A 26,971-nucleotide genomic window follows, 5' to 3' on the forward strand; every position below is an offset into this window, starting at 1 on the left:
CCTTTCTCACAGCTTGCAGGCCCGTGTGTGGGTTCCGCTACTGTAAATTGTATGACTTCTGTCGGGCAGCGTCAACTCACAACTTGCGCCCACAGGCACCGTCACCGTTACGGTCAGCGTGCCGTTCTCCGCCTTCCAGTCCACTGCGGCCCGCCCGTAAGGGGTCTCCACCCAGGCGCTGGCCCAGGTGAGGCCGCCGCCCACCAGAGGCTTGACGGCAAAGCGTTTGTAGCCCGCCTCCAGGGGCTCGATACCCGCCACACGGCGGTAGAGAAAGTCTCCCACCGCGCCGGAGGCATAGTGGTTGTAAGAGATCATCTTGTCGGTGCCGTCGTCCCCGATGGGACACTGGCCGTTTTCGTCCAGGCCGTCCCACCGCTCCCAGATAGTGGTAGCTCCCATCTTTACCTCATAGAGCCAGGATGGACACTTGGTGTTGAGAAGCATTTTATAGGCCGTGTCGGCATGGCCGTTGTCGGCCAGGGCAAAGAGGATGTAGGGTGTGCCGGGGAAGCCGGTGCCGATGCAGAAGTTGTTCTTCTCCACCAGCCGGGCCAGGTTGTCCGCCGCCTTTGCGCGAACCTCCGGCGGAAACATGCCGAACTGGAGGGGCAGGACATAGGCTGTCTGGAACTCGTTGAGGAGTTTGCCCTGGCCGTCAGTGAACACAGAGCAGTAGGCGTCGGCCACCTTGGCGCTCAGGTCTTTGTAGTAGACGGCGTCCTCCTGCTCGCCCAGCAGCTGGGCCACCTGAGCGGTGACCGCGCTGGTGTGACACAGGCTGGCAGTGGCAGTCCACTTGCTGCGGGCCTGCCACTGCTGCATCTTGGGCACATCAGGGGCCACCCAGTCCCCGAAGTGGAGCACCGAGGGGGTGCTCCAGATGTATCGCTTCTTGCCGAAGCTGAAAAGCCCCGCCCAGAATTTGCAGGCCTTCACATATTTTTTCATGACCGGGTAGAATCTTTTCAGGATAGACAGGTCTCCACGGGCCATATACTCCGCCCAGGGCACCAGCACACAGGCGTCGCCCCACCAGTCCACCGCCATGGCGGGCATGGTGGCTGGAAAACCATACCCCTGGACAGGCACCGTGTTGGGGATGCCTCCGCCGGGCAGCTGCTCAGCCTGCACATCCAGCATCCACTTCTCCAGGAAGCCGCTCATGTCGAAGTTGAAGCAGGCCGTGGGGGAGAACACGGCGATGTCGCCGGTCCAGCCCATACGCTCATCACGCTGGGGGCAGTCGGTGGGGATGTCCACAAAGTTGGACTTGGCCCCCCAGCGGATATTGGACTGGAGCTGGTTGAGCATCTCGTCGGAGCAGGAAAAGCCGCCGTTGTCAGCCAGGTCGGAGTAGAGGGCCACAGCGGTCACATCGATATCCTCCGCGCCGATGCCCTCCACCCCCGCATAGCGGAAGCCCATGTAGGTAAACCGCGGGGAATAGGTCTGCTCCCCGTCCGCGCAGGTGTACGCGATGCGGGCCTTGGCGGTGCGGAGAAAGGCGGTGTTCAGGGTGCCGTCCGGGTTGAGGATCTCGGCGTGGCGCACCAGAATTTTCTGACCCCGCTTGCCCCGGATCTTCAGCCGGACCACGCCGGCAAAATTCTGACCAAAGTCGTACACCAGGCAGTTTCCAACTTTGGTACAGGAGATAGGGGAAAATTCCTCGTGGGCGGTGACTGCCGGGCCGTAGGATGCCCGGATGGCTGGGCTGACCCGTAGTTTCTCCACCGTGGCGTTGCGCCAGCTGCCGGTCTCTGCGGTGGCGTCGTACACCTCGCCGTCGTACAGGTCGGCCTCCCGGAGGGGGCCCTCCTCAGTGACCTGCCAGGAAGGATCGGTACCCACAATCTCCTCTGTTCCGTCCTTGTAGACGACCCGCAGTTCCAGCAGCAGGGCCTGCCGGTCGGCAGTAACCCGATTCTTCCGTGTGAATACAAAGGAGCCCACCGCCCAGCCGCCGGCTACTACTGCCGTCAGGGTGTTATCCTTCCGGAGCTGACCGGTCACGTCGTAGGTCTGGTATTGCAGATTGGTCTTGTAGGAGGTAAAGCCGGGGGCAAAGTACTCGTTGCCCACCGGTGCGCCGTTGAGGGTCAGTTGATAGATCCCCATGGCGGTGGAGCGGATTTTAGCCTCCTTCACTTCTCCCCGGAGGGCAAAGGTCTTGCGGAAGGTCATGGGTACGGGAGAGACCTTTTTCTCGGTAAAGGAGTAGGCCCCGTCGCTGATCCACTGGGCATCCCAGGGGGTATCCAGCCGTCCGGTCTCAAAAGTCAGCTCCGCCCGGGCCGTCTCCCCGGCGTCGTCCACCGCCGTCAGCTCTGCACGGTAACGGGTAAAGGGCTTGAGGGCCGGACCGCCGTAGGGGATGGCGGCCTGCTGGACGGTCTCCACCGTCCAGCCGTTGACCGTCAGAACGGCTTTGGCCAGCTCTGCTCCGGCCCGGTCGCTGTCCAGGGAGAAGCCAAACCTGGGTGCGGCCGCATCCGTGACGCAGTGTTCCCGCTGATTTTCACAGGTAAATGTTCTGATGGTAAGCATATGTAACCGGCCTTTCTTACGCAGATATTCCTTCTTCTCTCCCGCCCCTGCCGGGCAAAGAAATTGCTGTGCCCAGGGTGGGGTCCCCAGGCACAGCAATTCAAACCCTGTTCAGGCCTTCAACGCTTGCCTGTAGGTTTTTCTCAGGCTTCCTTCTTGTTGAGGCGGAAGAAAGCGGCTGCCATGGCTGCCACCGCAGACACGGCCAGGCAGATCATGTTGACGATGGTGCCGGTGGCGGAGGACAGGTTTTCAGGGGTCTGGACCTCCAGGGTGACGTCGGCGTTGGAGAAGTAGATGTAGCCCAAGCCCTCGGCTCTGGCGGCAATCAGGTTGATAAGGCAGAGCGTGAGAAGCACAGGGATGGCAATGCGCATGGCGCCGGAGATCACCTCCACCACAGTGGCGGCAGCGCCGGTCAGCTTCACCTGGGCCAGGATAATTACCAGCACCAGCAGAATAATGGCGGGAATCCCGTAATTCAGCATGCTGCTGACTTTGGCGTTCTGGAAGTAACCCTCGCCGGAGATATTTACGCCGTAGACAATGAGAGAGGCCACCGCCAGGATGGCGGCAATCAGATTAACCCAAACGCCAGCGGACTGTTTCTTGATGTTCATGGTTATACCTCCTCCTTCTTTTTCTCGGGCACCAGGGTCAGAGCCAGCCAGGCCACACCGGTAATCACGGCCAGCGCGCCGCTGGTGTAGGTAATGGCGGCCAGGGCGTTGTCCCACCAGGTATTGACCTTCTCAGTGGACACGTTCATGATGGCGCTGTTGGCGAAGGTGTAGAGCTGATACTTCAGGTTCTGTCTGGCCTGCTCCACCAGAGCAGAGTCATTCTTAACGGTATCCACAGAGATGTAGGGCCAGGTGGCGTCCACGCCGCCCTCACCCAGGTTGATATGGTTATCCTCCGTGGCAAAGTCAGCCACCTGGGTGATGCCGGCCATAACCATGGACTCGGCGTTGAAGTAGTACTTGTTGTTCATCATATCGGTGGAGATGAGGCCGGTATAGCCCCACTCACCCCGGAGAATTTTCTGGAGCATGCCCACGTGGTGAGAGGCATTGGTAGCGCCGATGCGGTTGAAGGCAATCATAATGCCCATGCCGTCGGCATCCTCCAGGCCGCCCTGGAAGCAGCGCAGGTCGGTCTCGCGGAACTTCTGCTCGTTCATGTAGGCGGAGATGCCGCCGCGGTTATGCTCCTGGTCGTTGAATCCCATGTGCTTGGGACCGTTGATGATGCCCATGTCGGCGCAGCCCTGGAGCACGCCGTAGCCCATCCGGTTTGCCAGCATGGGGTCCTCGGAGATGTACTCGTAGTTACGGCCGTTGTAAGGGGTGCGGCGCTGGGTCAGGCCCACGCCCCACAGGTGGTACCGCTTGAGCCACAGGCCGGAGTTGCCCTCGATGCGGCCCCACTCGTAGGCCAGGTCGGGATTGAAGGAGGAGCCCAGCAGGGTCTGGGAGTGGACGTTGAAGCGGTAGGTCTCGCCGGTGGTCTCGTCGGTATAGGTGGCGGTAAAGCCGCTGACGCCCTCGTTCTGGTTGACCACGGGGTTGTCCACATAGGTCAGCACGTCGGACTGGCTGCCGCCGTGGATGACGGCGCCCACGGCCTCGTCAATGGTGATGGAAGACACCAGGGTATCCCAGAACGGGTCATTGACGTTGCTCAGCTGCTCATACTGGATGTTAGTGGTGTCGAAACGGACACCCTTGTCGCCGCCCTCGGCGGCGGGGCTGCCGGTCTGGATGGTATAGGTCTGGCCGCGGAGCTCAGCGATCCACTCGTCTGCCCTGGGGCTGTCGGCGATGGTGACGGCAACCTCATTGTAGTTGATGGGGTAGGTGCTCTCCCAATCGCTGCGGGACAGGTAGGTGACAGTGTCCTCACCGGTCCAGTAGTTCAGGTCGGCATCGTCCGCCACGTTGGTAACAGCCACGCCGTTTTCAACAGCAAAAGTAGTCTTGTCCAGCTCGCCCAGGCTCCACACCTGCGCGGTGCCGGTGGCCTCGGCGTCCATGCCGTCGGCAGTGGTCTTGCCCTGAGCGGCCAGAATGTTGTTCACGGCCTCATGGGCCCCGGCAGCGGCGGTGAAGTAGTAGTCACCGGCGTCCAGGATGTAGGTCTTGGCATTGGTGTAGTCGTAGCTGGCCAGGTACTTGGTGGGGATGGTGATGGTCACCTCAGCGGTCTGACCGGCTTTGACCTCGGTCTTGGCGGAGTTGAGGAACATCACGGCGGACTTCTCCACATGGTTCTGCCTGTCGTAATCGGTGTAGGGCTGCTGAACATAGAGCTGAGCCAGGAAGTAGCCGTCCTGATCGCTGTTGTTCTTGATCTCCACCACGGCGGTGATGTTGCCGTCGGGGGTGCGGTCCACGTCTACGCTCTTGAGCGTCTGAGTATAGTCCAGATAGCTCAGGCCGTGGCCAAAGGAGTAGAGGACTTCCTTATTATAATCCCAGCTGCTGTCCTGGGTGGCGCCCGCGCCGGAGTTTGCGCCGGAACCGGGGTTCATAATGGAGTCATAGTACCGGGTCTCGTAGTACTTGTAGCCCACATAGATACCCTCGGCCTCCACGATGTAGTAACCGCCGTTGTAAGTGTCGCTGCCGCCGAAGGAACCGGCAATGGTGTTGGCGATCTCCACGCCGGGATAGCGGGGGTCGTCGCCGTCGCTGCTCACGATCTCGTAGTCGGCATAGTAGCCGCCGCCGAAGTTCATCACAGCGGGGTTGGAGGCGTTGTCCGCCACATAGGTGTCAGGCAGGGCGCCGGTGGCGTTAACCTGGCCGGTGAGCACCTTCACCACGCCGATGGCCTGGTAGTCGTTGAGACAGCCGATGTAGGCGATGCCGTCCACCTCGTGGGCGCCGCCGGCGGCAATGTCCTTGATGACCATGGTGTTGCCGGTGTTCAGGAGGACAACCACCTTGGAGCAGGTCTCCTTGGCCACATCGATGACGGCCAGCTCATCCTCGCTCAGAGCCAGAGGGTCCTCGCCGGTCTCCTCACCGGCGTAGTTAACTGCGGAGCCGGGCATGTAGGTGTTGCCCTCGCCGGCGCCCCGGGCGAATACGCAGATGCCGACGGTATTATCCTTGTCCACCTGGCTCTTCCAGTCGGCGGGAGCACCCAGATTTTCATACTCCGTGGGGGGAACCTCGGCAATTTGGTAGGTGGTCATGTCGCCAGGGGAGGCCACGTAGATGTGGTCGTAGGCGGTGCTCTCCTCCATCTCGCCGGTCCACTGGTTGGGGACCTGCTCGGTGTGCTTGTTGAGGATATTGTTCTGATAGAAGTTCTTCACCGTCTCATTGATCTGCACGCCCGCATCGGTAAGGGCCTGCACCAGATCCACCGCGTCGGCGTTGCCCGCCTTGTGGTCGCCGCTGGTGTAGGGATAAGGAGCGTAGGCGGCCAGGCCGAAGAGGGCCACTGTGGTGTCAGAGGACAGCGGCAGCACATCGTTGTCGTTCTTCATGATGACGGTGCCCTCTTCGCCTTCCTTGATGGCGATGTTCCTGGCAGCGGCCTTCATCTCGTCGATGGTGCCGTAGTCGCTCTGGAAGCGGGCGGAGTCCTCATCTGTCAGGGTAATATAGCTGTTAGTGCCAAGGAAACCGTCCAGCGCTGAACGATAGCCCTCCGCGATGCCGGTGCCCACGACGGACAGGGCAAGCACGGAGGCCATGACCGCCGAAAGGCCTCTCATGACGGGTGCAATTCGTTTCGCTTTCATCATTTTTCCTCCCCATAGTAACATGAACATTAACGGCCGTTCTGTTGTGAGGAATTATAACACTCCGGCAATCTCTTGTCCATGTTTTAGTGATAATATCCAAGAAGTAGAAAGAACTACAAGCTTTCCAGACCATCTGAACACAAATGAACAGAAATGAACAGATTTTCAGATGCCAGGTGGGCTTCGTGCCCGTAAACAAAGCCCATAATATTCCAAATCAAAGGGGACATTGACAATAAAATGGCCGAATGATACAATATCGGCGAATTATGGAGGTCTTAATTATGCATACGAACGAACGTTTTGACCTAATTCTGGACTACCTTAAAATGCACAAACGAGCAACAGTTGCAGATTTGAGCAAATTGGTATACGTCAGCGAGGCCACCGTGCGCCGGGACCTGAACGAGATGCAGCGGATGGGCCTGCTGCGCCGAACTCACGGCGGAGCCATGTATGCCGACGGTTCGGAGGAGGTGTCCATCTTTGTCCGGCAGGAGGTCAACGCCACCGGCAAAGAGGTGACGGCCTCCATCGCACTGTCCCACCTGCCCGAGTTTCATACCATCTTTATTGACAACTCCTCTACCTGCCTGGCCCTGGTGCAGCGGATGAACCTCCAGCACAAGGTGGCGGTAACCAACGGCATCCAGGCCGCCACCTGGCTGGTGCAGCAGGACGATGTGCAGGTCATTATGCCCGGCGGTGAGCTGAAGCTGAACACCGGCTTTACCGGCAGCACAGCCTGCAACGCGCTGCGGGGCTTTCGGTTCGATGTAATGCTCTGCTCCTGTGCCGCCATTGATTTGGAGGGCACCTACGAAAACTCTCTGGCGGTGAAGGAACTGAAAGTCACCGCCATGGAACTGTCTGAACGCTGCATCCTCATTACGGACAAAACCAAATTCAGCCTGAAGTCCCCCTACCATACGGTAAGCCTGCGGAAGTACGACTGTATCTTCACCGACGCGGATGACAAGCTCCTCGCCCCCTACCGGGAGACCGGGCTGCAGATTATCAACCGGTGAGCGGGCGCGAGGGGGCTTTTCCGTGAGAATCCGCAGTCTTCCGTTGCTGCCAGGCATACTGGCCGCCGCACTCCTGCTTCTGTCCGGCTGCGGGGCGGTTGGAGGGAACGCTCCCACCTGCACCGTAATTTTTGAGGACAACCCAGAGCTGTTCTTTTATAACCAAGTCTACGAGACGGAGCGGGGCGGGGATGTGACCGCCACCGTGGGCGTGCCCACCGGCTGCCGCATTGACACTGTCAGCTTTGACCGGTACACTGTGTCTGGCAAAACCGGCTTTTCCGCCAGCTATGACTACTATACTTTGATTCTCCACGACGTCCGGTATCCGGCGGTGGTGCGGCTGACCACCGCTCCCGCCCTCACCACCGTCTATGCCCCGGGAGAAGGACATGGGGAGACCATCACCGTTCGGGAGGACAGCCCCCGCCTGTCCCCCAACACCCTGCCCTGGCGAGGACAGTTCTCCAGAGACGGCTTTCTGGCCGTGGGCTGGAATACCGCACCCGACAGCAGCGGCGTCCACATTGGCTTCGGCAGCCGGGCAGCCAGAGGGGACGGGGCCGAGACGCTGACCCTCTACCCGGAGTGGCTCCCCTGTACGCCGGAGGAGGCCTTCACCTGGACAGAGCAAGACGGCGGCGCCGTCATCACCGGCTATGACGGCAGAGAGGGAGACCTGGTTATCCCCGAGACCCTGGGCGGACTGCCTGTCACCGCCATTGCAGCCGGTGCCTTCGGCACTGTGACGGCGGACATTGTGGCCCTGCCGTCCACCCTGACAGCCGTGGAGCCGGGGGCCTTTTCCGCCCTGACGGCGGAGCATCTGTACCTCTTTGATACCCTGGAGCAGGTGGACGAGGCCTCCTTCGGGGACTACGCCGTCACCCGTCTCCATCTCAACGCCGTCAGGGACCCGGCCTACTGCGGCACCTACTTTGACACCTTCCCTGACAAGGCGGACTACCTCCGGTCGGTGGCGGCGGAGGACAAGCTGGTGCTCTTCTGCGGCTCCTCCGCCCGGTTTGGGTACGACAGCCCCATGCTCGCTGAGGCGTTTCCCGATTATGAGGTGGTGAACATGGGGGTATACGCCTACGCCAATATGCTGCCCCAGGCCAGAATCGTCCTCCACTACATGAAGGAGGGGGACATTCTCCTCCACTCCCCCGAGCTGGACGCCATTGAGCAGCAGTTCTGCGGCAGCACCGCCCTGGACAAGGAGACCTTCTGCATGACCGAATCCAACTACGACCTGCTCTCCCTGCTGGACTGCCGGGAGTTCACCAATCTGTTCGGCGCCTTTGGGGCCTTCCAGGCCGCCCGGGCGGACATGGAGCCCCGCTCCTACGCCGACTCCCCTTCCATGTACGACGAGGACGGAAACCGGCAGGAGCAGGCCACCTACAACCGCTACGGGGACTACATCCTCTACCGGGAGAACAACCTGTCCGGGGAGAATTTCGGCATCAAACGCGCCTTCTATAACGCCGACCATATCACCCAGGCGGACTGGCGGGGCATCAACGGCATGTACGACAGCTTTGCGTCCAAGGGCGTGTCGGTGTACTTCACCTACTCGCCCCGCAGCCGCACCAGCATCTCGGAGGACAGCACTGAGGAATCCATCGCAGAGCTGGACGCCCTGTTCCGGCAGAAACTCCACGCCCCCGTCATCTCCGACATTCATTCCTCCCTCATGGACCCGCTGTACTTCTACGCCACCGACAACCATCTCAGCACCGAGGGCGTGCAAATCCATACCGCCCAGGTCATCGGCGACCTGCGCCGGGCACTGGAGGGAGAGGCATGACCTTTGTCTTTCTCCAGTACCCCCTCATTCCCGCCCTGCTGGTTTCGTCCCTGGCGCTAATCGCTCTGGCCGGGCTCCTCCGCCGGGGCGGCGGGGCGGCGGCAGTACTGGCGGCGCTGTCCGCATCGGCCATGGTGGTGGCCGCGCTGGCCTGCTCAGTGCCCTATGAGGAGATTTTGCTCCTGCTGCTTCTCCCAGCCCTTACATGTTTTCTGACTGTGGTAAGGGGGGAGAAGAAATGAGCTTTGTGTCCCCCGGTTTTCTTGTTTTTCTCCCGGCGGTGCTGGCCCTCTACCGGTTTACCCCCTGGCAAAAGCGGTGGATGGTGCTTCTGCCCGCCTCCTACTTCTTCTACGCCTGCCACAGCCCCTGGCTGCTCAGCCTTATCTTTCTCACCACCCTGGTGTCCTACGCAAGCGCCCTGCGCATCGAGCGGGCGGAGACCAGAAAGCAGAAGCGCCGGGCGGTGGTTCTGGATGCGGCGGTATGCCTGGGCATCCTGTTCATCTTCAAATACCTGGACTTTGCCCTGGGCGGGGTGTTCTCCCTGCTGGGGCTGTTTGGGATGGAGAGCAGCTTTTCCGGCTTCCACCTGCTGCTGCCCATGGGCATCTCCTTCTATGTGTTCCAGACTATGTCCTATACCTTTGACGTCTATCGGGGCACCATCCGCGCGGAGCGCCACCTGGGGTACTACGCCCTGTTTGTCTCCTTCTTTCCCCAGCTGGTGGCGGGCCCCATTGAGCGCCCCGGCGACCTGCTGCCCCAGCTGAAGGCCCCCAATCCTCTGGAGCAGGAGGACATCGCCCAGGGCGTCCGGTTTCTGGTGCGGGGATACGGAAAAAAGGTGCTCATCTCCGACTTTCTGGCCCCCTTTGTGGATAAGGCCTATGGAGACGCCGCCGGGGCCGGGGGCGCGGCCATGGCGCTGGCCACCGTGCTCTTTGCCCTGCAAATTTACTGCGACTTCTCCGGCTACTCCGACATTGCCATGGGCTGTGCCCGGCTTATGGGCATCAGGCTTACGGAAAATTTCCGGCAGCCCTACGCCGCATCCTCCCTCCGGGACTTCTGGCGCAGGTGGCACATCAGCCTGACCCGCTGGTTCACCGATTACCTGTACATTCCCCTGGGCGGCAGCCGCCGGGGACTCCTTCGGCAGTGCGTCAACACACTGGCTGTCTTTCTGGTCAGCGGCCTGTGGCACGGGGCCAGCCTGACCTTCGTGGTGTGGGGCGGGCTCCACGGATTATTTCTTGTAGCGGAAACTCTGCTGCTGGGGCGGCGGCAGCTCAGGTCGCCTCTGGGGCGGGGGCTCCACCGGGCGGTGACGCTTATCCTGGTGTGCTTCGCCTGGGTGTTCTTCCGCTCGTCTGATCTGTCCCAGGCTTGGTTTATCCTCCGGTCCATCTTTACCGACTTTCACCTGTCCGCCGCCCTGACCGGGCTGGGCATGGGCCGGGCAGAGCTGGTGCTGGCCTGTCTGCTGGTGCTCCTGCTGCCCCTGCTGGAGCAGCTGCCCGCCCTCAGAGTGCAGGAGAACCGAACCCGGGGGCGGTATGCGGTCCCTCTGCTCTACTTCCTGCTGATTGCCGCCATTGTGGCCTGCCGCTGCCTGGTGCTGACAGAGCACGGGGCCACCGCCTTCATCTACTTTCAGTTCTAGGGGGGGAGGATGCCATGAAACAGCGAAAAATACCCTCCCCCGCTGTCCTCTGCGGCGTGCTGGCGGCGGCTCTGTGCCTGCTGGCCGGGGTGCTGCTCCTCTTGGGCTTTGTCCTGCCGCCCCAGTATGAGGACACCTTTCTGGGGGAGATGAAATACAAAATGGAGCGGCTGGAGACCACGGAAGGGCCCCGCATCATCGTGGTGGGGGGCAGCAGCGTGCCCTTTGCTCTGAAGAGCGGCCTGGTGGAAGAGTACCTGCCCGGCTATCAGGTGGTGGACTTCGGCATGTACGCCGGTATGGGTACGGTGGTCATGCTGGACTGGGCCCAGACCCAGGCCCGTGAGGGCGATATTTTCGTCATCGCCCCAGAGCAGAGCGCCCAAACTCTGTCCTGCTTCTTCTCCGGCGAGCTGGCCTGGCAGGCGGCGGACGGCGCCTTTGACCTGCTGCCGCTGATCAACTCCGGCCGGTACGAGTCCCTGGCGGCCGCCTTCCCCGCCTTTGCGGGGAAAAAGCTGTGGTACGCTCTGACGGGAGCCCCGGAACCGGATGGCGTATATGCCCGCTCCTCCTTTGACGGCTATGGCGACATCGTCTATCCGGACCGGACGGCCAACATCATGTCCGGGGGGCGCAACCCCAACGACCTCATCTCCTTCTCCCAGGACGTCATCACAGAGGACTTCATCGACGCCCTCAACGGCTTTGCCCGGGCGGTGACCGCCAAAGGGGCCAAGGTGGTCTATCACTTCCCGCCCATGAACGCCGCCGCTCTGGAGCCGGGTACCGACCAGACGGCGGTGGACGCCTATTATGACTACCTGGACGGACAGCTTCTGTTCCCCATTCTGGGGGACCCTGGCCGCTGCATTCTGGACAGCGGCTGGTTTTACGACACCAACTTTCACCTCAACGCCAGCGGCGCCACGGTGTTTACCAAGCTGCTCATTGAGGATTTGAAGATCTTTCTGAAGGACACCTCCCCTACCGAAATCGCTCTGCCTGCCATGCCCTCCGCCGGAGCGGCCGCCCTGGGGACGGATAACACCGATGGGGCCCTGTTCACCTACCGGCATACAGAGCAGGGATGGATTTTGTCCGGCTTAACCGAGGAGGGTCGGGCCGCCCGGAACCTCACCCTGCCCGGCAGCTACGCGGGGGAGCCGGTGGTGGGACTGGATAAGGCGCTCTTCGTGGGCAACACCGCCATCCGTGAAATCAGGGTCCAGCCCAATATCGGCGTGCTGTACGACGGCATGTTCTCCGGCTGCACCGCTTTGGAGCGCCTGATTCTCACCGGGGAGGACCCGTCGGCCTATGCCGCAGGGGACGGCCTGCGGGAGGGCGCGGACTTTTTCATCTGCGTGCCGGAAGGGGCGCTGGACCGGTACCGCCGGGACTACTTCTGGCAGGCCTACGGCGCCTGGATTCAGCCCTGGCGGGAGGATTCCTGACTCAAGTCCGCCATTCCCATTTGAAAGCGGAACCGTTCTGTGTTATCCTGTCAGCAGAGGCGGGACGAGAGCCCGCCCCCTGCAAGGAGTTTCTATGCGGATTATTATCTCACCGGCCAAGAAAATGATTGTGGACACCGACAGCTTTCCGCCGGAAGGCCTGCCCGCCTTTCTGCCCAAAACGGAGCGTCTGCTCTCCGCCCTGCGCTCCATGTCCCCTGCGGCGCTCCAGGCCCTCTGGAAGTGCAACAACGCCATCGCCGCCCTCAACGTAGACCGCCTGGCATCCATGGATCTGCGGCGAAACCTGACCCCTGCCATCCTGTCCTACGAGGGCATTCAGTACCGCTACATGGCCCCTACCGTCTTTGAGCAGTCCCAGCTGGACTACATCCGGGACCATCTGCGCATCCTCTCCGGGTTCTACGGGCTGCTGCGCCCCTTTGACGGCGTCACCCCCTACCGGCTGGAGATGCAGGCAAAGCTGGCGGTGGACGGCTGCCGGGATTTGTACGCCTTCTGGGGCGGAGCGCTGGCGGAGGCCCTGGCGTTGGAGACCGGCCTGGTGGTCAATCTGGCCTCCAAGGAGTACAGCAAGGCAGTGGAGCCCCACCTGCCTCCTTCAGTCCGGTTCCTCACCTGCACCTTTGGCGAGGAAAAGGATGGAAAGATACTGGAAAAGGGCACCGCCTGCAAGATGGCCCGGGGACAGATGGTCCGCTGGATGGCGGAGCGGAGCATTGACCGGGCTGAGAACCTGCGGAACTTTGACAACCTGAGCTATGCCTTCTCCCCTGTCCATTCCTCTGAAAACCACTTTGTCTTTTTGAAAGGAGAAACCTGATATGCTGGAAGTTGGAACCAAAGCCCCTGCCTTCACCCTGCCCGACAAGGACGGCAACCCCGTCTCTCTGTCCGACTTTGCGGGAAAGAAGGTGGTGCTCTACTTCTACCCCAAGGACAATACCCCGGGCTGCACCAAACAGGCCTGCGCCTTTGCCGCTGCCTACGGCGAGTTTCAGCGGCTGGGCGTACCGGTTATCGGCGTGAGCAAGGACTCCGCCGCCTCCCACCAGAAGTTTGCCGATAAGTACGGCCTGCCCTTCATCCTCCTCTCCGACCCGGAGCTGACCGCCATTCAGGCCTACGGCGTATGGCAGGAGAAAAAGCTCTACGGCAAGGTGTCCATGGGCGTGGTGCGCACCACCTATATCATCGATGAAAACGGCGTCATTGAGAAGGTTATGCCCAAGGTAAAGCCGGACACCAATGCGGCTGAGATTCTGGACTATCTCAAGTCAGGCCAGTGATTTTCTGAGAGGGGGCGCCGGATGTGAACTGTTCCCAGCACTACACTGACGACCTGCTGTTTTACTTTGACGGCAGGCCTCTGGAGCTGTCCCTCTATGAGGCCCTCTTTGCCGCCCTGGACGCCGCCTTTCCTCAGGCCTCGGTCAAGGTACAGAAGAGCCAAATCAGCTTCTACGGGCGGCATCTCTTTGCCGCCGCCTCCCTGCCTGTGCGGCGGAAGAAGGGCTGGCCGGAGCACTGCATTCTGGTCACCTTCGGCTTGTCCCATCGGGTGGAGGACCCCCGCATCGCCGTGGCGGTGGAGCCCTATCCCAACCGCTGGACCCACCACGTGGTGGTGGATAAGCCGGAGCAGATTGACGGCCGGCTGCTGTCCTGGCTCCGGGAGGCCTGGGACTTTAGCGAGAGCAAGTGATTTTTTCAACAGGAGGCGTCCCATATGGCGGAGTTTTCCTACTGCAAGCTGGAGATTTTTATCCCGGAGACCCATCTTGCCCTTCTCCGGCAGGCTCTGATGGAGGTGGACGCAGGACACATCGGCAGCTATGACTGCTGCCTGTCCTATTCCCCGGTCACCGGCTGCTGGCGGCCCCTGGCGGGTACCTCTCCCTACCTGGGTCGGGAGGGCCAAATTAGTTCTGAGCCGGAATTGAAGGTGGAGGTCACCTGCCGGACCGAGCGGGTGGACGAGACCATCGCCGCCGTTAGGCGGGTTCACCCCTACGAGGAGCCGGTTATCAACGCCATCCCCCTCTACCGTGTGGGGTTGTAAAGCGGCATAAAAAGGGCGCGTGCTGTATGGTACAGCACGCGCCCTTTTGTCTTATGTACTTTGTACTGCGGCATGGCGCTTATAGAAGTCGGCCAGCAGTACGCTCAGAGCCTCCGGCGCATCCTTGTTGGCCTCGTGACCCCCTTCGGCGATGAGACGCACCTCCCCGTCGGGCAGCATCCGCCCCAGCTCCTTTGCTGCCCGGCGGTTGGCCCGGTCCTGCTCGCCGCAGAGCACCAGCGCCGGGCATGTAATCTGTTTCAGAACAGGCCGCAGGTCCAGTTCCGCCATAGAGGCGCACAGCCTAATGGCCGCCCCCTTCTCCAGGCCTATCTTACGAAAGCGCTCGGCGGGCATCACCCGGAACAGCAGATTCTGGAATGCCAGCAGGACTTTGGGCATGGAGGCCCGCGCGCCGATGAGGGCCAGGCTGTTCACCCGCTCCGGGTGCTCCGCGGCGTACTGGAGGGCCAGCACACCGCCCAGGGACAGGCCGCACAGGTCCAGCTGCCCCTCCAGGCCGTCGCAATATCGCTCAAACGCACCGCAGAGCGCGGGGTAGTCCTCCCCGTCGCGCTCCAGGGCATACAAATTCGGACACAGCGCCTGGCTCCCCCTGTTCAGCCGGCTGATAACCGCGTTCCAGTCCTCAGGTTTCTGTCCCAGTCCATGCAGGAACACGATGGGCACGGGCAGATCCTCCTTTCTGATGCAGCCTAATACTGCGGAAATCATAAGAATACATTCTCAGTATAGAGAATCCCTCTTCTTCCCGCAAGGGGGAAAATCCTTAATTTTTCATAAATTTTCTCTCAATTCAGGAGTTTTTTCAACTTTTGGATGGGCTCTACGTGTCCAGCTCATAACAGTAGAGCACCCCGCTCTCCCCGTCGTAAACCGCCAGAGTAAAATTATAGGAGTGCCGTCCGAAAAGCCCGCTGTCGTCCCGAGGGTCCTCCGCCTCGCTGTGGCGGTCCAGGAAGTAGTACCAGCCGTCGGTCAAATCCTGGGGTACGTCCTCAAACAGGTCCCCAAAGCGCTCCTCATACACTGCCCGGCTCAAGTTTTCTGTCAGTGGCAGAGCCTTCCAGCCGTCGGCTCTGGCTATCGCTTCCTCCAGTGCAGTCCGATTCTCCCCAGTGAAGGCAAGTATCAGAGTGGTATCCCCGTCGCCGAGAAAGCCGCCGTGGGTATCCTCCTCCCTGACCGTGTGTCCGTCAGTCAGGTTTACTCCCAATGTCCGGGAGAACTCCCCCTTCACTCCGGCGGACGGCCAGGGGACGCACCCGGCCAGCAGCAGCACTGCGGCCAGAACAGCCGCCAGCAGATACGTTCGCCTCATCTCTCTCCCTCCTCCGGTTCTGAATTTTTCTCCGGTTGGCAGTCTGAACTCATCGCTGTTGCCGGCAAATTTCCTCGCATTCCGCCTTGTTCCACAGTTGAAGCCCGGCGGGCCTGCCGCAGGCTACCGAACGTAAAAAGCAGCGAAGGCAGCAGCCCCGCCGCCAGCACTCCGACGACCAGGACACCCCAGGCAGATCCCGGCCTCAGAAGCCCCAGCCCCTCCAGGACCTGGATGCCCCCCGTCCACAGGCTGGCCGCCAGCAGGACCGAGGGCGCCCCCAGCAGGAAGGAGGCGTAGATGGCCCCAAAGAACATCCAGGCCTGGTACACATTTCCGTCCTCCATGGTCCAAAAGAGGCACAGCCCCGCCGCCGCCCACGCCCAGGCCGCCAGGGCAGGAAGCAGCACCGACAGGACCAGCACCCGGCGCTCCGGCGTCTCCCGCCAGCCCCGCACCCGGGCGGCCACGGCTCCAGCAGGGAAATAGCACGCCATAAGCAGCGGCGGAAGGCCGTACCACAGCAGCTGTACCACCCGGTTTTCCTCCAGCAGGAACAGGAGAAACAGCAGCGCTATCCACGCCACAGCCAACACAAGGCCCACGGGTAAAGACAGCGCCAGCTGCCCACAGGCAAAGCCCAGCAGGCGGCCTTGCAGCGTCGTCCCCGGGCCCGCTTTGCTCATTCCGCGCCCTCCTCCCCGTCCGAACCCTGTCCGGGCACGTACTCCAGAATGTCCCCCGGCTGGCAGTCCAGGGCCTTGCAGATTGCCTCCAGGGTCGTGAAGCGCACAGCTTTGGCGTGGTTGTTCTTGAGCACCGACAGGTTGGCCAGGGTCAGATCCACCCGCTGGGCCAGCTCGCTCAGGCTCATCTTCCGCTTTGCCATCATTACATCCAGGTTTACTACAATGGGCATGTCTCTCCCCTCCCTCAGATGGTCAGGTCGTTCTCTTCCTTCAGCTCGGCGGCCTGACGGAAAAGAGCGGACATGACCATGCACAGCAGAAAGCCCATGAGGAACAGGGGGACAAACAGGGTGTTATAGGTGAATACCGGGATAATGGAGCGGTAGAAAGCCACCGCCCAAATAGTCCTGACCAGGGCCACCAGGGCGATGACCAGGCAGCACAGCGCCGCCCGCTTCAGGCTGCGGGCGTTGTCCCGGCAGAATGGGTTCCCCTTTCGGATGGTGCCCAGCACTCGCTTGGCCTGCCAGAGGATGATTGCCGTGCATACCCCGCAGAACATGAGAAAGGCCGCAATGGCGGCGGTGTGGGGCGTGCGCCAGATGCGCCAGAGGAACTGCCAGCAGACCGCGAAAAAGAGCGCCGCTGCCGTGGGTGCGCCGCCGGACAATCCGCTATCGGATATAAAATCGGCAAAATACCCCAGCCCGCCCTCTGAGGCGATGCCTACCAGGCCGGGCACCAGAGGCAGGGCCACCAGATTGCAGACAAATGCGATGAGTACCAGAATATTCAAGACTTTGGCCAGCTTTTCGGCCGCTGAGTGTTCCATAGAACATCCCTCCTTGCTGATGTGGCCATTATAGCGCCGTTTATATTGTTTGTCAATCTATTTTTATTGTTTTTCAATAAATTTTTATTGATAAGGAAGGGTGCACAGGTACAACGCCCGTCCACCCTTTCCCGCTTTATTTCACTTTGATGCCGCCTAGCACCTGGCCGATGGGCGCGGCAATGACCAGATCGGCGTTCCGGTCGTAGGGCGTGGGGCTCTTGTTGATGAGCACCAGCTTATTGCCCCGGTAATAGTTCACCAGGCTGGCTGCCGGATACACCGCCAGAGAGGTGCCGCCGATGATGAGCATATCCGCCTTCTGGATGGCATTCAGAGCTGCGGTAAGGACCTGCTCATCCAGCGCCTCCTCGTAGAGCACCACATCGGGTTTGACCCGCCCGCCGCACTGATCGCACCGGGGTACGCCGGAAGAGGCCAGCACATCCTCCAGCGAGAAGAATTTGCCGCACTTCTCGCAGTGGTTGCGCAGTACTGAGCCGTGGAGCTCCAGCACATTTCTGCTTCCCGCCTTCTGGTGGAGGCCGTCGATGTTCTGGGTAACCACAGCGGTCAGCTTACCCGCTGCCTCCAGTTCGGCCAGCTTCTTGTGGGCCGCGTTGGGCTGCGCGTGGGGGAAGAGCATCTTATTCCGGTAAAATCGGAAAAACTCCTCCGGCTGGGCCTCATAAAAGGTGTGGCTGAGAATGGTCTCAGGCGGATATTTGTACTGCTGGTTGTACAGCCCGTCCACGCTGCGGAAGTCGGGGATTCCGCTCTCAGTGCTTACTCCGGCGCCGCCAAAAAACACAATCCGGCTGCTCTCGTCAATCCAGCGCTGCAAAAGCGCCTCTTTTTCCTCCATAGCTGTCCCCCCTGGTGATAAGATGTTGCTTTTATTGTACCACAATCTAATTTTCATTCCAACTGTATGAAATTCTCTCCCCTGCAAGCCTTGACATTCCGGCGTTCTCTCCGCTATACTGAAAATATACTGACCTTGCGGTAGCAGGTGATACTTCTATGACAAATAATTTAAGAAAGCTAGCGCTAAAGGAACGCATTCAGGCGGCGGCCAGGCGCGTCTTTCTAAAAAAAGGCTTCTCTGAGACCAAGATTAGCGACATTGCCGCCGAGGCAGGCATCTCTCCCTCCACCATCTACCTCTATTTCTCCGGGAAAAAGGATCTTTTCTCCTCTCTGGATATCCAGCATATGGCAGATATTCGTCCGGAATTTGAGCGCAAGCGGGAGGATATCTGCCGTATTGCCCTGAAAATTTTTGGCGAGGAGGGCTTTGAGCGCACCACCATGGATGCCATTGCCGAGAAGGCCAGGCTGTCCAAGGCGGCGCTGTATCAATACTGCTCCAGCAAGGAAGATCTGTTCCTCCAGGTGCTCCAGTATTACATCTCCAGCGGCTTCCTGGGCCCTGACGAGACCCGAAACGACAACGACGACTGGAGAGAGTACCTGCGCACGGTGGCAAAGAGCTGTCTGAACAATGCCCGCAACGCCGAGCGCAGCGCCTTCCTGGGTACGGTCATCCGGGACTCCAACAAGTTCCCCAGCTTCGGTGCGGCCTACTATCAGTACAGTTACTGCGTGGCCCGGAAGGGGCTGGTGCGGTTTCTCACGCTTCAGCAGCAGCAGGGCCTAATCCGCGCCGACGCGGATGTGCCGGGCATCACGGAGGTATTTCTGGGCAGCCTGATGTCCTATGTAGTGCTCTACCGCATCATCAACGGCGTCACCTGCGACGTGGACGAGCAGGATTATATCAACAACACGGTGGATACCTTTGTCCGGGCTCTGGAGCCCTAATCCAGTATAAAAAATGCGTGCGTCTTTTCAAAAGACGCACGCATTTTTTAATCTTTCTTTTTTCCGCAGCAGGAGCAGTCGCCGCTGCAACCGCCGCCGCAGGAGCCGCAGTCGCCCCTGAGCTGACGGCGGACATGGCGGATCAGATAGACCACCGCCCACACCACCAGGACGGCCACAGCCGCATAGATGATGTATTTCACAAAAACCTCCCGCGGATTTGACCGCGCAATTCAGAAAATCAGGCTGCCCACCTGGTATACCAGGAAGGAGACAAGATAGGCGCAGCACAGCTGCCAGAGAATGGACCGGATGGTCCACTTGGTGGAGTTCATCTCCTTGTGGATAGTGGATACAGCCGCAACACAGGGCACGTAAAGCAGTACAAAAACCAGGAAAGCGTAGGCCGCCACCGGGGTCTGGAAAGTGCCGGACAGGGCGGAGGCCACCACCGCCCCGCTGGCGCCCATGGAGAAGCCGTAGAACAGGCTCATGGAGGAGACCACCGCCTCCTTGGCCACAAGGCCGGACAGCAGGGCCACCGCCGCCTGCCAGGTACCGAAGCCCAAGGGGATCAGGATGGGGGCAATGACGCCGCCGATAGCGCCCAGCAGGGACTGCCCGGCATCCTCCACCATCACCAGGCCGCCGTTCCAGCCGAAGGACTGGAGGAACCAGAGCACCACGCTCATGGCCAGGATGAGGGTGCCCGCCTTCACCAGGAAGCCCCGTACCTTTTCCCACACGTGCATCAGGCAGTTCTTCAGGGTGGGCAGACGGTAGGGGGGCAGCTCCAGCACAAAGGCGGCGGGCTCGCCCTTGAACATGGTCCTTTTCAGAATGAGACCGGAGCAGATGGCCATCAGCAGGCCGATGATGTACAGGGAAAAGACCACCAGGCCGGCGTACTGGGGGAAGAACGCGGCGGACAGCAGGCCATACACCGGCAGACGGGCGGAGCAGGACATGAAGGGCACCAGCATAATGGTCATGCGGCGGTCCTTCTCGTTCTCCATGGTGCGGGCGCCCATGACGGCGGGCACCGTGCAGCCAAAGCCCATCAGCATGGGGATAAAGGCCTTGCCGCTCAGGCCGAAGCGGCGGAGCAGCCTGTCCATGATGAAGGCTGCGCGGGCCATGTAGCCCGAGTCCTCCAGCAGGGAGAGAAACAGGAACAGCAGGGCGATCTGGGGCAGGAAGGTGAGCACGCCGCCCACGCCCGAGATAATGCCGTCCACCAGCAGGCTGGTAACCCAGGGGGCGGTGTCCGCCGCGGCCAGTGCGCCCGAGACCCAGGTGCCCAGGGCGCCCATCAGCTCCTCAATCCGGTCGGACAGGAACACGCCCGGCCCGAAGGTGAGGGAGAACATAGCCAGCATCATCAGCAGGAACACGGGCACGGCAAACCACTTGTGGGTGACGATGGAGTCGATTTTGTCCGACAGGGTCAGCTCCCCCGCCTTCCGCCCCTTCTCTACCGACACGCTGGTCACCCGCTGGATGAACTGGTACCGGGCGTCGGCGATGAGGGTCTCCCGGTCGCCCAGGGCGTAGGCTTCCTCATAGTCATGATAGATTTTCTCCAGCTTCTCTCTGGTCTCAGCCGGCAGGTCCAGTGCCTTCTCCACCAGAGTGTCTCCCTCAATGAGCTTAATGGAGGCCCAGTGGGCGGGCAGGCCAATCTCATAGGCCCGGTCGTGGATAAGCTCGCCCACCTCGTGGTGGATGAGGTGCGTATAGTCGTCATACAGCTCGTCGGGCTCCAGGGTGACGCCCACGTGCATCTGCTGGTGGGCCACCCGCAGCAGCTCCTGGATGTTCTCACCTGTGCGGGCGGTGATGGGGATTACCGGTACGCCCAGCAGCTCGGACAGCCGCTGGCAGTCGATCTTGTCCCCGTGGCGCCGAGCCTCGTCCATGAAGTTCAGGGCGATGACCATGGGCCGCTCCAGCTCCAGCAGCTGAGCGGTGAGGTACAGGTTGCGCTCAATGTTGGTGGCGTCGATGATGTCGATGATGGCGTCCGGGTGCTCACCTACAATAAAATCCCGGGCCACAATCTCCTCCATGGAGTAGGGCGACAGGGAGTAGATGCCGGGCAGGTCCACCACGGTGACGCTCTTGCCGTCCACCTGGGCCTTTCCTTCCTTCTTCTCCACTGTGACGCCCGGCCAGTTGCCCACGTACTGGTTTGAGCCGGTGAGGGCGTTAAACAGGGTGGTCTTGCCACAGTTTGGATTGCCCACCAGAGCCAGTTTCATCTCACGGGTGTCGTGGCTGGCATAGTCGGGCACGGAGCTGTGCTCCGCCTCCTCGTGCTGGTGGGCGGCGCTCATCCGCCGCAGAGTCTCCTCGTCGGGTATCCGCTGGATCATCCCGGACCGGCGCTTGCGCTCGGTGCGGCAGGCCTGAGCTTCCTCTCCTGTGGCCAGAGTAATCTGGGCCGCATCCTCCTTCCGCAGGGACAACTCGTATCCCCGCAGGTTGACCTCAATGGGGTCTCCAAAGGGGGCCACCTTGCGCACCATCACCTCTGTGCCCGGCGTCAGGCCCATGTCCACCAGGCGTCTCTTCACCGCGCCCTTGTCGCTGCCTACCCGGAGGATAATGCCCTGCTCGCCGGGAACAAGATCCACCAGGGTCTGTTTTTCCTTCTCATTCCTCATTGGAATTCCATCCTGTCTTAAAAAAGTTTGACGTGTCTAACTTCGACTGTATTATACCCTTCCCTTTATCTGCTGGTCAAGGGAAAACGTGACCAAAAATCCAGCCTTTTGCTGGTGTTTCTCTCTTTTGTATTTTCTGCAAAAGCAGATTTTCTTCTTGACAAGTATTTTCTGCAAATGTAGAATATCATTGAAGATAAGATTTGCATTTGCAGAAAAAGGAGGTACACCCTATGGACTTCTTTAAACGCCTGCCCGAGTCCGAGCTGGACATCATGCTGGCTGTGTGGACGGCGGAGGGTGAAATTTCCGCGCCGGAGATTCTCTCCGCCCTGGACCGTCCTCTCACTGCCAGCGCTCTCCACAGCTACCTGAAGCGTCTGGAGGAGAAGGGCTTTCTCTCCTGCCGCAAGGAGGGCAAGACCAACCTGTACACCCCTCTCATCTCCAAGGCCCGCTACCAGGAGGAGGAGGGAAAGACCATTCTGGGCAAGCTCTACGCCGGCTCCCTCCGCCGTTTTGCCGCTGCCCTCCACGACGGCGGCAGCCTGCGCCGTGAGGACGTGGCCGAGCTGAGGGCTTACCTGGACCAACTGGAAGAGGAGGCGAGGTAAATGGAAGACCTGCTGCTGCGTATGCTTACCTTGTCGGCCGCCTGCTCGGCCGTGCTGCTGCCCCTGCTGCTCCTGGCCCGGCGCATCCGCCACCGGTACGCTGCCCGTACGCTGTATGTACTCTTTCTCCTGCTGGCCCTGCGACTGGTTCTGCCGGTGCAGCTGAGCTGGTCCGTCCCCGCCGTTACGGTGGAGGTGCCCACCTACTCCATCTCCGCGCCGGTACAGCGGCCCGCTCGGGTACAGAACATGACCCCAACCGGGCAGACGGCCTCCGGCCAGACCGCTCAAACTCCGGCCCAGTCCCTGCCCCAGCAGGTTCAGACCGCCCCGGAGTCTGCGCCCGTGACCATCCGCTCCACCCAGCTGCTCTCTATTCTCTGGCTGGCGGGCGGGGTGGTATTTCTGCTGTTCCACTGCGTCTCCTACCTGCTGGCCCGGCGGAAGCTGCTCCGCTCCGCCCTGTCCCCCACGCATGAGCAGGCGGACAAGTGCTCCGCCCTCCGTCAGGAGCTGAACATCCGCCGCTCCGTTGGGCTGATGCGCTCCGCCGCCGTCCGCTCCCCCATGATGCTGGGGCTGGTGCGGCCGGTAATTCTCCTCCCGGACCGTGGCCTGAGAGACAGCGAGCTGGACCTGACCCTCCGCCATGAGCTGCTCCACCTGAAGCGCCAGGACGTGGCCTACAAGGCGGTCATGCTGCTGGCCAACGCGGTCCACTGGTTCAATCCCCTGGTGTGGTGGATGGCCCGGGAGGCGGGCCGCAACCTGGAGCTGTGCTGTGACGAGGCGGTCATACGCAGCCTGAACGGCGGCGGACGGCGGGAGTATGGTCAGGTGCTGCTCCAGGCCGCCGCGGATGCCTCCGGTCCCGCCCTGTCCACCCGCTTCGGCAGCGGGAAGGGGCAGCTGAAGGACCGGCTGGGCAACCTGTTCCTGAAAAAGCGCAGGGGCGTGCCCCTGCTGTGCTGCGCCCTGGCCCTGGTGCTGGCCCTGGGCGGCCTGGTGGCCTGCGAGCAGGCCGAGGGCGGCCAGCCTTCTCCCCAGACCACAGCAGAAAACACCCTCACCGCCCGGGAGGCCCTGGACGCGCTGAAGGAGAGCATTTCCTTTGACCCTGACACCGCCGCCCTCACCTTCACCGTTCCGGCAGGCTACTCCCCCGCCTCTGACTGGTCCATCCACATTGCGGGACGGCAGGAGATGGACGGTGAGAGCGGCATGAGCCTCCACTACCTGGACGGCACCGTCTGGGAGGCGGGGGAGACCTACACCGTCCCCCTCACCGCCGCCCAGATTGCCGCCATCCGCACCCAGGATGAGGAGCTGCTGGCGTTGCATGGCCTCTCCTCCGTCACCGAGCTCACTCTGGACGCCGCCCTGCCCGACCCGGAGAACGGCGAGCAGAGCATCACGGTGGACCTTCTGCCCGTGGTGCAGACCGTGGCCAATCCCTCCTATACCAGTGAGGTCTGGGGCTTCACCCTCCAGCTGCCCGAGAACTGGGCGGGGCTGTACGAGGTGGACGAAGGGCCGGACAGCTGGGGCTTTTACGTTAAAAACCGTGGTGAGCTGGGCGGCTGGCTCTTCGGCCTCTCCGTGGAGGACAGCGACAGCTTCTATGCCCAGTGGGGCGATGACCCGGAGCACACCGCTCCTCAACAGATCATTATTCTGGCGGAGCGCGACGGTATGGTCTTTTACACCACGCACCCCAGTGATGTGCGCTTCACGGAGGAAAATCAGGGGGAATACCTGCCTCTGGAGGCCAGTGTGCGGGATCTCACTCCCCAGGACTTCACCCTGAGCGGCGCACCCTTCCCCACCCGGCTGACGGGACAGGTGGCCTCCTTCTCCGACAGCTCGCTTACCTTCCGGGCCTCGGACGGAAATGAGCGTACCTACTCTCTTTCCGACCCTGACTTCCCCGTAAACCTCTTCATGCACGGCTTTGAGCACAATCCTCCCTTTTCTTACTCCGCCGCCATGGTCTCTCTGGAGGGCCGCCTCAACTCGGGCTACACCCTCTATCTGGACGGAGATGAGCTGGTGGTCGGCCTGACGGAGTCCGCCTGGCAGCCCATCACTTACAGCGGCTACCTCTGGCCCGTTATCAGCCACTATCAGATCGCCCGTCCCTTCTCTCAGGACCACCCGGGTGTGGACATTATCGCCGTCGCCGCTGCCTCCGCCTGTTCCGGCACCGTCACCGAGATCGGCGCCGACCCCCGGTATGGGACGTACATCGTTGTCTCCTGTGAGGAGGGCTCCTTCCGCTATGCCAATCTGTCCGACCTCTATGTGGCGGTTGGAGACCAGGTGGAACCCGGAAACATGCTGGCCCGTCTGACCGACTGGGGCGGGGAGGACAGGGTGCTCCATCTGGAGTGGATTCCCGCCCGGACCGGCCAACCCGAGGATCCCCTCTCGCTGACCTTTGTGGATGAGGACAATTTCCCGGTCAATGACCGGCTGACCGGCTTCTCCGTGGATGACGCCGTGGAGTCCTTCCTGGCCGCTGAGGACGGCTATGAGGTGGTGGCAGCCATCCCCTACGACACCGGCTATCTGATCATGGGCAGCTGGACCAGGGACGGCGAGGTGGGCTACGTAGCCCGGGTTGCCTGGCAGAACGAGGACGGCACCTGGCGTCTCTCGGAGCGGGGCACCTGCCCGCCCCTGATGAGCCCCCGAGTCACCGCCGGGGTGCTGCGGTATGACGAGGATAACGCCCTGGTGTTCGGCTTCCTGGGCGGCTCCACCTGGACTGACCCCAACGGCCCCGACGTGCCCTTCACCACGGCGGAAATCACTGTCCAGGCCGCCGGGGACCTCCCCTACGAGGTCCGCACAGAGGCGCCCGCCAACGGCTGGTTTGCGCTCACCGTCCCTGCGGTGGCCCTCCCGGTGGAGGATCTGCTCTTCTCCATAGACGGCGGTCTCTCCTCCTTCCGGTACAGCGACTTCTTTGGCGATGCCCTCTCGAAGGAATAATCCATAGAAAAAGTGCCCGGAGCCTGTGCTCCGGGCACTTTTTCTGTTTAATCTTTCAGAGAGAGAATGATGCTTTTCCCCTGCTCCGGGTCGGTGTCGGGGAAGTCGGTGCGGGTGTGACAGCCCCGGCTCTCAGTCCGCCGGAGAGCGGCCTGGAGCACCAGGCTGGCCAGATAGACCAGCTGGGTCAGGCGGCGTTTCTCCTGCTGCTGGACAAAGTTGGGGGTGGTCAGCTCGGCGAGCTGCCGGTCCAGATAGCCCAGCTCTACCAGGCCCTGAGTCAGGCCCTGGGCGTCCCGCAGAATGCCGCCATACTGCCAGAGAATATGGCGGATGCTCTTTTCGCTGCCGGTGAGCATCGCCTCGGTCTCCGGGTCAGGCGGACAGTCCGTGCACCGCTCCGGCGCGTCCCAGGTCAGTCCGGCGGGCGCGGGCGTTTTTTTCGCCTCCTCTGCCGCCAGCTGTCCGGCAATCTGGCCGAAGACCACGTTCTCCGTGAGCGCCGTGGCGCCCAGGCGGTTGGCGCCGTGTATGCCGCCGGCCACCTCGCCCACGGCATACAGGCCGGGTACGTCGGTGTGGCAGTCCACGTCGATGATGACGCCGCCGCAGGAGAAATGGGCCGCAGGCACCACCTCAATCAGATCCCTGGACGGGTCGATACCCGCCGCCCGCAGGGCCTTGCACGCGCCGAAGCTCTGGAGCAGCGCTTTTTCCGGGATGTGCCTGGCGTCCACATACACGCCGCCCATGGGGCTGCCCCGTCCGGCGGCCACCTCCCGGGCGATGGCAGCGGACAGGATGTCCCGGGCGGCCACATCCTTCAGCACCGGGTCATAGCGCTCCATGAACCGCTCGCCTTCCCTGTTGAGGATATAAGCCCCCTCACCCCGGAGGGTATCGTTGACCAGCTTGCCCTTCAGCCCCGGCGGCGCGGCCAGGGTGGTGGGCATAAACTGAATAAACTCCATGTCCCGCAGGCGGCAGCCCGCCTCCAGGGCCAGGATATACCCCTCTCCGGTGAGGCCGGGCGCGGTGGTGGTGTGCTCATAGAGGGCCGCCATGCCGCCGGTGGCCAGCACTACCGTCCTGGCGGCGATCATCAGGGGCTTGCCTTCCCCGTCCATGCCCGCCGCGCCCCGCACCCGGCCGTCCTTCAGCAGCAGCTGGGTGATGAGGGTATTTTTCAGCATGGTCACGCCTTCCGCGCCTGCCCGGCGGAAGAGGACGCCGTAGGAATCGCTGCCCCGGCCGGAAGCGCACCGCAGTGACCGGGGCGCCGAGTGGCCGCCGGAGCGGAAGCGGCGGTAGCTGCCGTCCTCATTGCGGTAGAACTCCACGCCCCACTCCGTCACCCGCTCTATGGCGGGCCAGCTCCGCTCCGCCAGGCGGCGCAGCAGAGGCTGGTCCACCAGCTCCGTACCGCTGCGCAGAGCGTCGGCCACCAGGCAATCCACCGAGTCGTCCGCCGCGCCGGGCAGCACCACGGCATATCCGCCCGCCGCCACGGCGGTGGCGTTGCCGCCCGCCTTGTAGGCCAGCACCACTCTGGCGCCCGCCTCACGGGCTGCCATGGCCGCGCACAGTCCGCCGCTGCCGCCTCCCAGCACCAGCACATCAGTCTCCAGCTTTACAGGTGTCATACTCCGGCTC

24 protein-coding genes are annotated in these 26,971 nt (G+C 61.8%); 12 read left to right on the forward strand and 12 right to left on the reverse strand.

The genetic code is table 11. From position 1 onward, the window contains the following. Nucleotides 1-6: 6 nt before the first annotated feature. From Q0K06_RS02515 to Q0K06_RS02525, 3 genes are all read right to left on the reverse strand, one after another. The gene (locus tag Q0K06_RS02515; protein WP_294548151.1) at nucleotides 7-2,550 is read right to left on the reverse strand and encodes an alpha-L-rhamnosidase; all 2,544 of its coding nucleotides are present in this window, start codon (nucleotides 2,548-2,550) and stop codon (nucleotides 7-9) included. A 143-nt stretch (nucleotides 2,551-2,693) separates the two neighbouring features. After that, entirely contained in the window at nucleotides 2,694-3,170 is a 477-nt protein-coding gene (locus tag Q0K06_RS02520; protein WP_294548153.1) for a hypothetical protein, read from the reverse strand. Nucleotides 3,171-3,172: 2 nt separating this feature from the next. Further along, nucleotides 3,173-6,307, reverse strand: a complete 3,135-nt coding sequence (locus Q0K06_RS02525; protein ID WP_294548157.1) for a glycoside hydrolase family 3 C-terminal domain-containing protein — start codon at nucleotides 6,305-6,307, stop codon at nucleotides 3,173-3,175. Nucleotides 6,308-6,594: 287 nt separating this feature from the next. Here Q0K06_RS02525 and Q0K06_RS02530 point away from each other — a divergent pair, with 287 nt between their 5' ends. The 9 genes from Q0K06_RS02530 (at nucleotide 6,595) to cutA (ending at nucleotide 14,357) form a co-directional block, all read left to right on the forward strand. Further along, nucleotides 6,595-7,338: a DeoR/GlpR family DNA-binding transcription regulator gene (locus tag Q0K06_RS02530; protein WP_294548159.1), complete on the forward strand. Its 744-nt coding sequence runs from the start codon at nucleotides 6,595-6,597 to the stop codon at nucleotides 7,336-7,338. A 22-nt stretch (nucleotides 7,339-7,360) separates the two neighbouring features. Beyond that, nucleotides 7,361-9,151 carry a hypothetical protein gene (locus Q0K06_RS02535; RefSeq protein ID WP_294548162.1) on the forward strand — a complete coding sequence of 597 codons (1,791 nt, stop codon included), beginning with the start codon at nucleotides 7,361-7,363 and terminating at the stop codon, nucleotides 9,149-9,151. Then, complete coding sequence (locus Q0K06_RS02540) at nucleotides 9,148-9,393, forward strand: hypothetical protein (RefSeq protein WP_294548165.1); 246 nt, start codon at nucleotides 9,148-9,150, stop codon at nucleotides 9,391-9,393. Before Q0K06_RS02535 ends, Q0K06_RS02540 begins: the two co-directional genes overlap by 4 nt. Further along, nucleotides 9,390-10,817, forward strand: a complete 1,428-nt coding sequence (locus Q0K06_RS02545) for an MBOAT family O-acyltransferase (protein WP_294548167.1) — start codon at nucleotides 9,390-9,392, stop codon at nucleotides 10,815-10,817. The genes Q0K06_RS02540 and Q0K06_RS02545 overlap by 4 nt, the downstream gene beginning before the upstream one ends. Before the next feature lie 14 nt (nucleotides 10,818-10,831). Further along, complete coding sequence (locus tag Q0K06_RS02550; protein ID WP_294548170.1) at nucleotides 10,832-12,274, forward strand: hypothetical protein; 1,443 nt, start codon at nucleotides 10,832-10,834, stop codon at nucleotides 12,272-12,274. Between the two features lie 94 nt (nucleotides 12,275-12,368). Beyond that, nucleotides 12,369-13,118: a peroxide stress protein YaaA gene (yaaA, locus tag Q0K06_RS02555; protein ID WP_294548173.1), complete on the forward strand. Its 750-nt coding sequence runs from the start codon at nucleotides 12,369-12,371 to the stop codon at nucleotides 13,116-13,118. Nucleotide 13,119: 1 nt separating this feature from the next. Then, complete coding sequence (gene bcp / locus Q0K06_RS02560; RefSeq protein WP_294548176.1) at nucleotides 13,120-13,584, forward strand: thioredoxin-dependent thiol peroxidase; 465 nt, start codon at nucleotides 13,120-13,122, stop codon at nucleotides 13,582-13,584. A gap of 23 nt (nucleotides 13,585-13,607) precedes the next feature. Beyond that, nucleotides 13,608-14,000, forward strand: coding sequence for a DUF5655 domain-containing protein (locus Q0K06_RS02565; RefSeq protein ID WP_294548179.1), 393 nt, complete (start codon nucleotides 13,608-13,610; stop codon nucleotides 13,998-14,000). 24 nt (nucleotides 14,001-14,024) lie between these two features. Next, nucleotides 14,025-14,357, forward strand: a complete 333-nt coding sequence (cutA, locus tag Q0K06_RS02570) for a divalent cation tolerance protein CutA (RefSeq protein WP_294548181.1) — start codon at nucleotides 14,025-14,027, stop codon at nucleotides 14,355-14,357. 51 nt (nucleotides 14,358-14,408) lie between these two features. On the opposite strand, the gene Q0K06_RS02575 is transcribed toward cutA, so the two are convergent. The 6 genes from Q0K06_RS02575 to Q0K06_RS02600 all read right to left on the reverse strand — a co-directional run bounded on the left by Q0K06_RS02575 (nucleotide 14,409) and on the right by Q0K06_RS02600 (nucleotide 18,085). Further along, on the reverse strand, nucleotides 14,409-15,047 hold the full coding sequence (locus Q0K06_RS02575) for an alpha/beta hydrolase (RefSeq protein ID WP_294548184.1): 639 nt from the start codon (nucleotides 15,045-15,047) through the stop codon (nucleotides 14,409-14,411). Between the two features lie 157 nt (nucleotides 15,048-15,204). Beyond that, nucleotides 15,205-15,699 carry a hypothetical protein gene (locus tag Q0K06_RS02580; protein ID WP_294548187.1) on the reverse strand — a complete coding sequence of 165 codons (495 nt, stop codon included), beginning with the start codon at nucleotides 15,697-15,699 and terminating at the stop codon, nucleotides 15,205-15,207. Further along, entirely contained in the window at nucleotides 15,696-16,385 is a 690-nt protein-coding gene (locus tag Q0K06_RS02585; protein WP_294548190.1) for a hypothetical protein, read from the reverse strand. Before Q0K06_RS02585 ends, Q0K06_RS02580 begins: the two co-directional genes overlap by 4 nt. Continuing rightward, a complete protein-coding gene (locus Q0K06_RS02590; protein WP_294548192.1) occupies nucleotides 16,382-16,618 on the reverse strand; it encodes a helix-turn-helix transcriptional regulator in 237 nt (78 codons plus the stop codon). The genes Q0K06_RS02585 and Q0K06_RS02590 overlap by 4 nt, the downstream gene beginning before the upstream one ends. 14 nt (nucleotides 16,619-16,632) lie before the next feature. Beyond that, complete coding sequence (locus Q0K06_RS02595) at nucleotides 16,633-17,220, reverse strand: DUF2975 domain-containing protein (protein WP_294548193.1); 588 nt, start codon at nucleotides 17,218-17,220, stop codon at nucleotides 16,633-16,635. Between the two features lie 136 nt (nucleotides 17,221-17,356). Then, nucleotides 17,357-18,085 (reverse strand): NAD-dependent protein deacylase, encoded by a 729-nt coding sequence (locus Q0K06_RS02600; protein WP_294548195.1) that lies wholly within the window; start codon nucleotides 18,083-18,085, stop codon nucleotides 17,357-17,359. 158 nt (nucleotides 18,086-18,243) lie between these two features. On the opposite strand from Q0K06_RS02600, the gene Q0K06_RS02605 reads away from it, so the two are divergent. Then, nucleotides 18,244-19,044 carry a TetR/AcrR family transcriptional regulator gene (locus Q0K06_RS02605; RefSeq protein ID WP_294548198.1) on the forward strand — a complete coding sequence of 267 codons (801 nt, stop codon included), beginning with the start codon at nucleotides 18,244-18,246 and terminating at the stop codon, nucleotides 19,042-19,044. A gap of 47 nt (nucleotides 19,045-19,091) precedes the next feature. Here Q0K06_RS02605 and Q0K06_RS02610 read toward each other — a convergent pair whose 3' ends face one another. Beyond that, a complete protein-coding gene (locus Q0K06_RS02610; protein WP_294548201.1) occupies nucleotides 19,092-19,247 on the reverse strand; it encodes a hypothetical protein in 156 nt (51 codons plus the stop codon). 30 nt (nucleotides 19,248-19,277) lie between these two features. Next, entirely contained in the window at nucleotides 19,278-21,710 is a 2,433-nt protein-coding gene (gene feoB / locus Q0K06_RS02615; protein ID WP_294548204.1) for a ferrous iron transport protein B, read from the reverse strand. A gap of 233 nt (nucleotides 21,711-21,943) precedes the next feature. Between feoB and Q0K06_RS02620 the strand changes: the two genes are divergently transcribed. Beyond that, nucleotides 21,944-22,324 (forward strand): BlaI/MecI/CopY family transcriptional regulator, encoded by a 381-nt coding sequence (locus tag Q0K06_RS02620; RefSeq protein ID WP_294548207.1) that lies wholly within the window; start codon nucleotides 21,944-21,946, stop codon nucleotides 22,322-22,324. Next, nucleotides 22,325-25,318, forward strand: a complete 2,994-nt coding sequence (locus Q0K06_RS02625) for a M56 family metallopeptidase (protein WP_294548210.1) — start codon at nucleotides 22,325-22,327, stop codon at nucleotides 25,316-25,318. Nucleotides 25,319-25,365: 47 nt separating this feature from the next. On the opposite strand, the gene Q0K06_RS02630 is transcribed toward Q0K06_RS02625, so the two are convergent. After that, on the reverse strand, nucleotides 25,366-26,961 hold the full coding sequence (locus Q0K06_RS02630) for an FAD-binding protein (protein WP_294548213.1): 1,596 nt from the start codon (nucleotides 26,959-26,961) through the stop codon (nucleotides 25,366-25,368). Between the last annotated feature and the right edge of the window lie 10 nt (nucleotides 26,962-26,971).

The sequence above is a fragment of the uncultured Pseudoflavonifractor sp. genome (assembly GCF_944387805.1).
GTDB lineage: Bacteria > Bacillota > Clostridia > Oscillospirales > Oscillospiraceae > Pseudoflavonifractor.

Excerpts from the sequence above, each read along its gene's own strand:
- feoB (WP_294548204.1), bottom strand. The coding sequence starts at position 21,710 with ATGAGGAATGAGAAGGAAAAACAGACCCTGGTGGATCTTGTTCCCGGC.
- Q0K06_RS02545 (WP_294548167.1), top strand. The coding sequence starts at position 9,390 with ATGAGCTTTGTGTCCCCCGGTTTTCTTGTTTTTCTCCCGGCGGTGCTG.
- cutA (WP_294548181.1), top strand. The coding sequence starts at position 14,025 with ATGGCGGAGTTTTCCTACTGCAAGCTGGAGATTTTTATCCCGGAGACC.
- Q0K06_RS02620 (WP_294548207.1), top strand. The coding sequence starts at position 21,944 with ATGGACTTCTTTAAACGCCTGCCCGAGTCCGAGCTGGACATCATGCTG.
- Q0K06_RS02540 (WP_294548165.1), top strand. The coding sequence starts at position 9,148 with ATGACCTTTGTCTTTCTCCAGTACCCCCTCATTCCCGCCCTGCTGGTT.
- Q0K06_RS02580 (WP_294548187.1), bottom strand. The coding sequence starts at position 15,699 with ATGAGGCGAACGTATCTGCTGGCGGCTGTTCTGGCCGCAGTGCTGCTG.
- yaaA (WP_294548173.1), top strand. The coding sequence starts at position 12,369 with ATGCGGATTATTATCTCACCGGCCAAGAAAATGATTGTGGACACCGAC.
- Q0K06_RS02525 (WP_294548157.1), bottom strand. The coding sequence starts at position 6,307 with ATGAAAGCGAAACGAATTGCACCCGTCATGAGAGGCCTTTCGGCGGTC.
- Q0K06_RS02630 (WP_294548213.1), bottom strand. The coding sequence starts at position 26,961 with ATGACACCTGTAAAGCTGGAGACTGATGTGCTGGTGCTGGGAGGCGGC.
- Q0K06_RS02520 (WP_294548153.1), bottom strand. The coding sequence starts at position 3,170 with ATGAACATCAAGAAACAGTCCGCTGGCGTTTGGGTTAATCTGATTGCC.
- Q0K06_RS02605 (WP_294548198.1), top strand. The coding sequence starts at position 18,244 with ATGACAAATAATTTAAGAAAGCTAGCGCTAAAGGAACGCATTCAGGCG.
- Q0K06_RS02625 (WP_294548210.1), top strand. The coding sequence starts at position 22,325 with ATGGAAGACCTGCTGCTGCGTATGCTTACCTTGTCGGCCGCCTGCTCG.
- Q0K06_RS02515 (WP_294548151.1), bottom strand. The coding sequence starts at position 2,550 with ATGCTTACCATCAGAACATTTACCTGTGAAAATCAGCGGGAACACTGC.
- Q0K06_RS02590 (WP_294548192.1), bottom strand. The coding sequence starts at position 16,618 with ATGCCCATTGTAGTAAACCTGGATGTAATGATGGCAAAGCGGAAGATG.
- Q0K06_RS02585 (WP_294548190.1), bottom strand. The coding sequence starts at position 16,385 with ATGAGCAAAGCGGGCCCGGGGACGACGCTGCAAGGCCGCCTGCTGGGC.
- bcp (WP_294548176.1), top strand. The coding sequence starts at position 13,120 with ATGCTGGAAGTTGGAACCAAAGCCCCTGCCTTCACCCTGCCCGACAAG.
- Q0K06_RS02530 (WP_294548159.1), top strand. The coding sequence starts at position 6,595 with ATGCATACGAACGAACGTTTTGACCTAATTCTGGACTACCTTAAAATG.
- Q0K06_RS02600 (WP_294548195.1), bottom strand. The coding sequence starts at position 18,085 with ATGGAGGAAAAAGAGGCGCTTTTGCAGCGCTGGATTGACGAGAGCAGC.
- Q0K06_RS02595 (WP_294548193.1), bottom strand. The coding sequence starts at position 17,220 with ATGGAACACTCAGCGGCCGAAAAGCTGGCCAAAGTCTTGAATATTCTG.
- Q0K06_RS02550 (WP_294548170.1), top strand. The coding sequence starts at position 10,832 with ATGAAACAGCGAAAAATACCCTCCCCCGCTGTCCTCTGCGGCGTGCTG.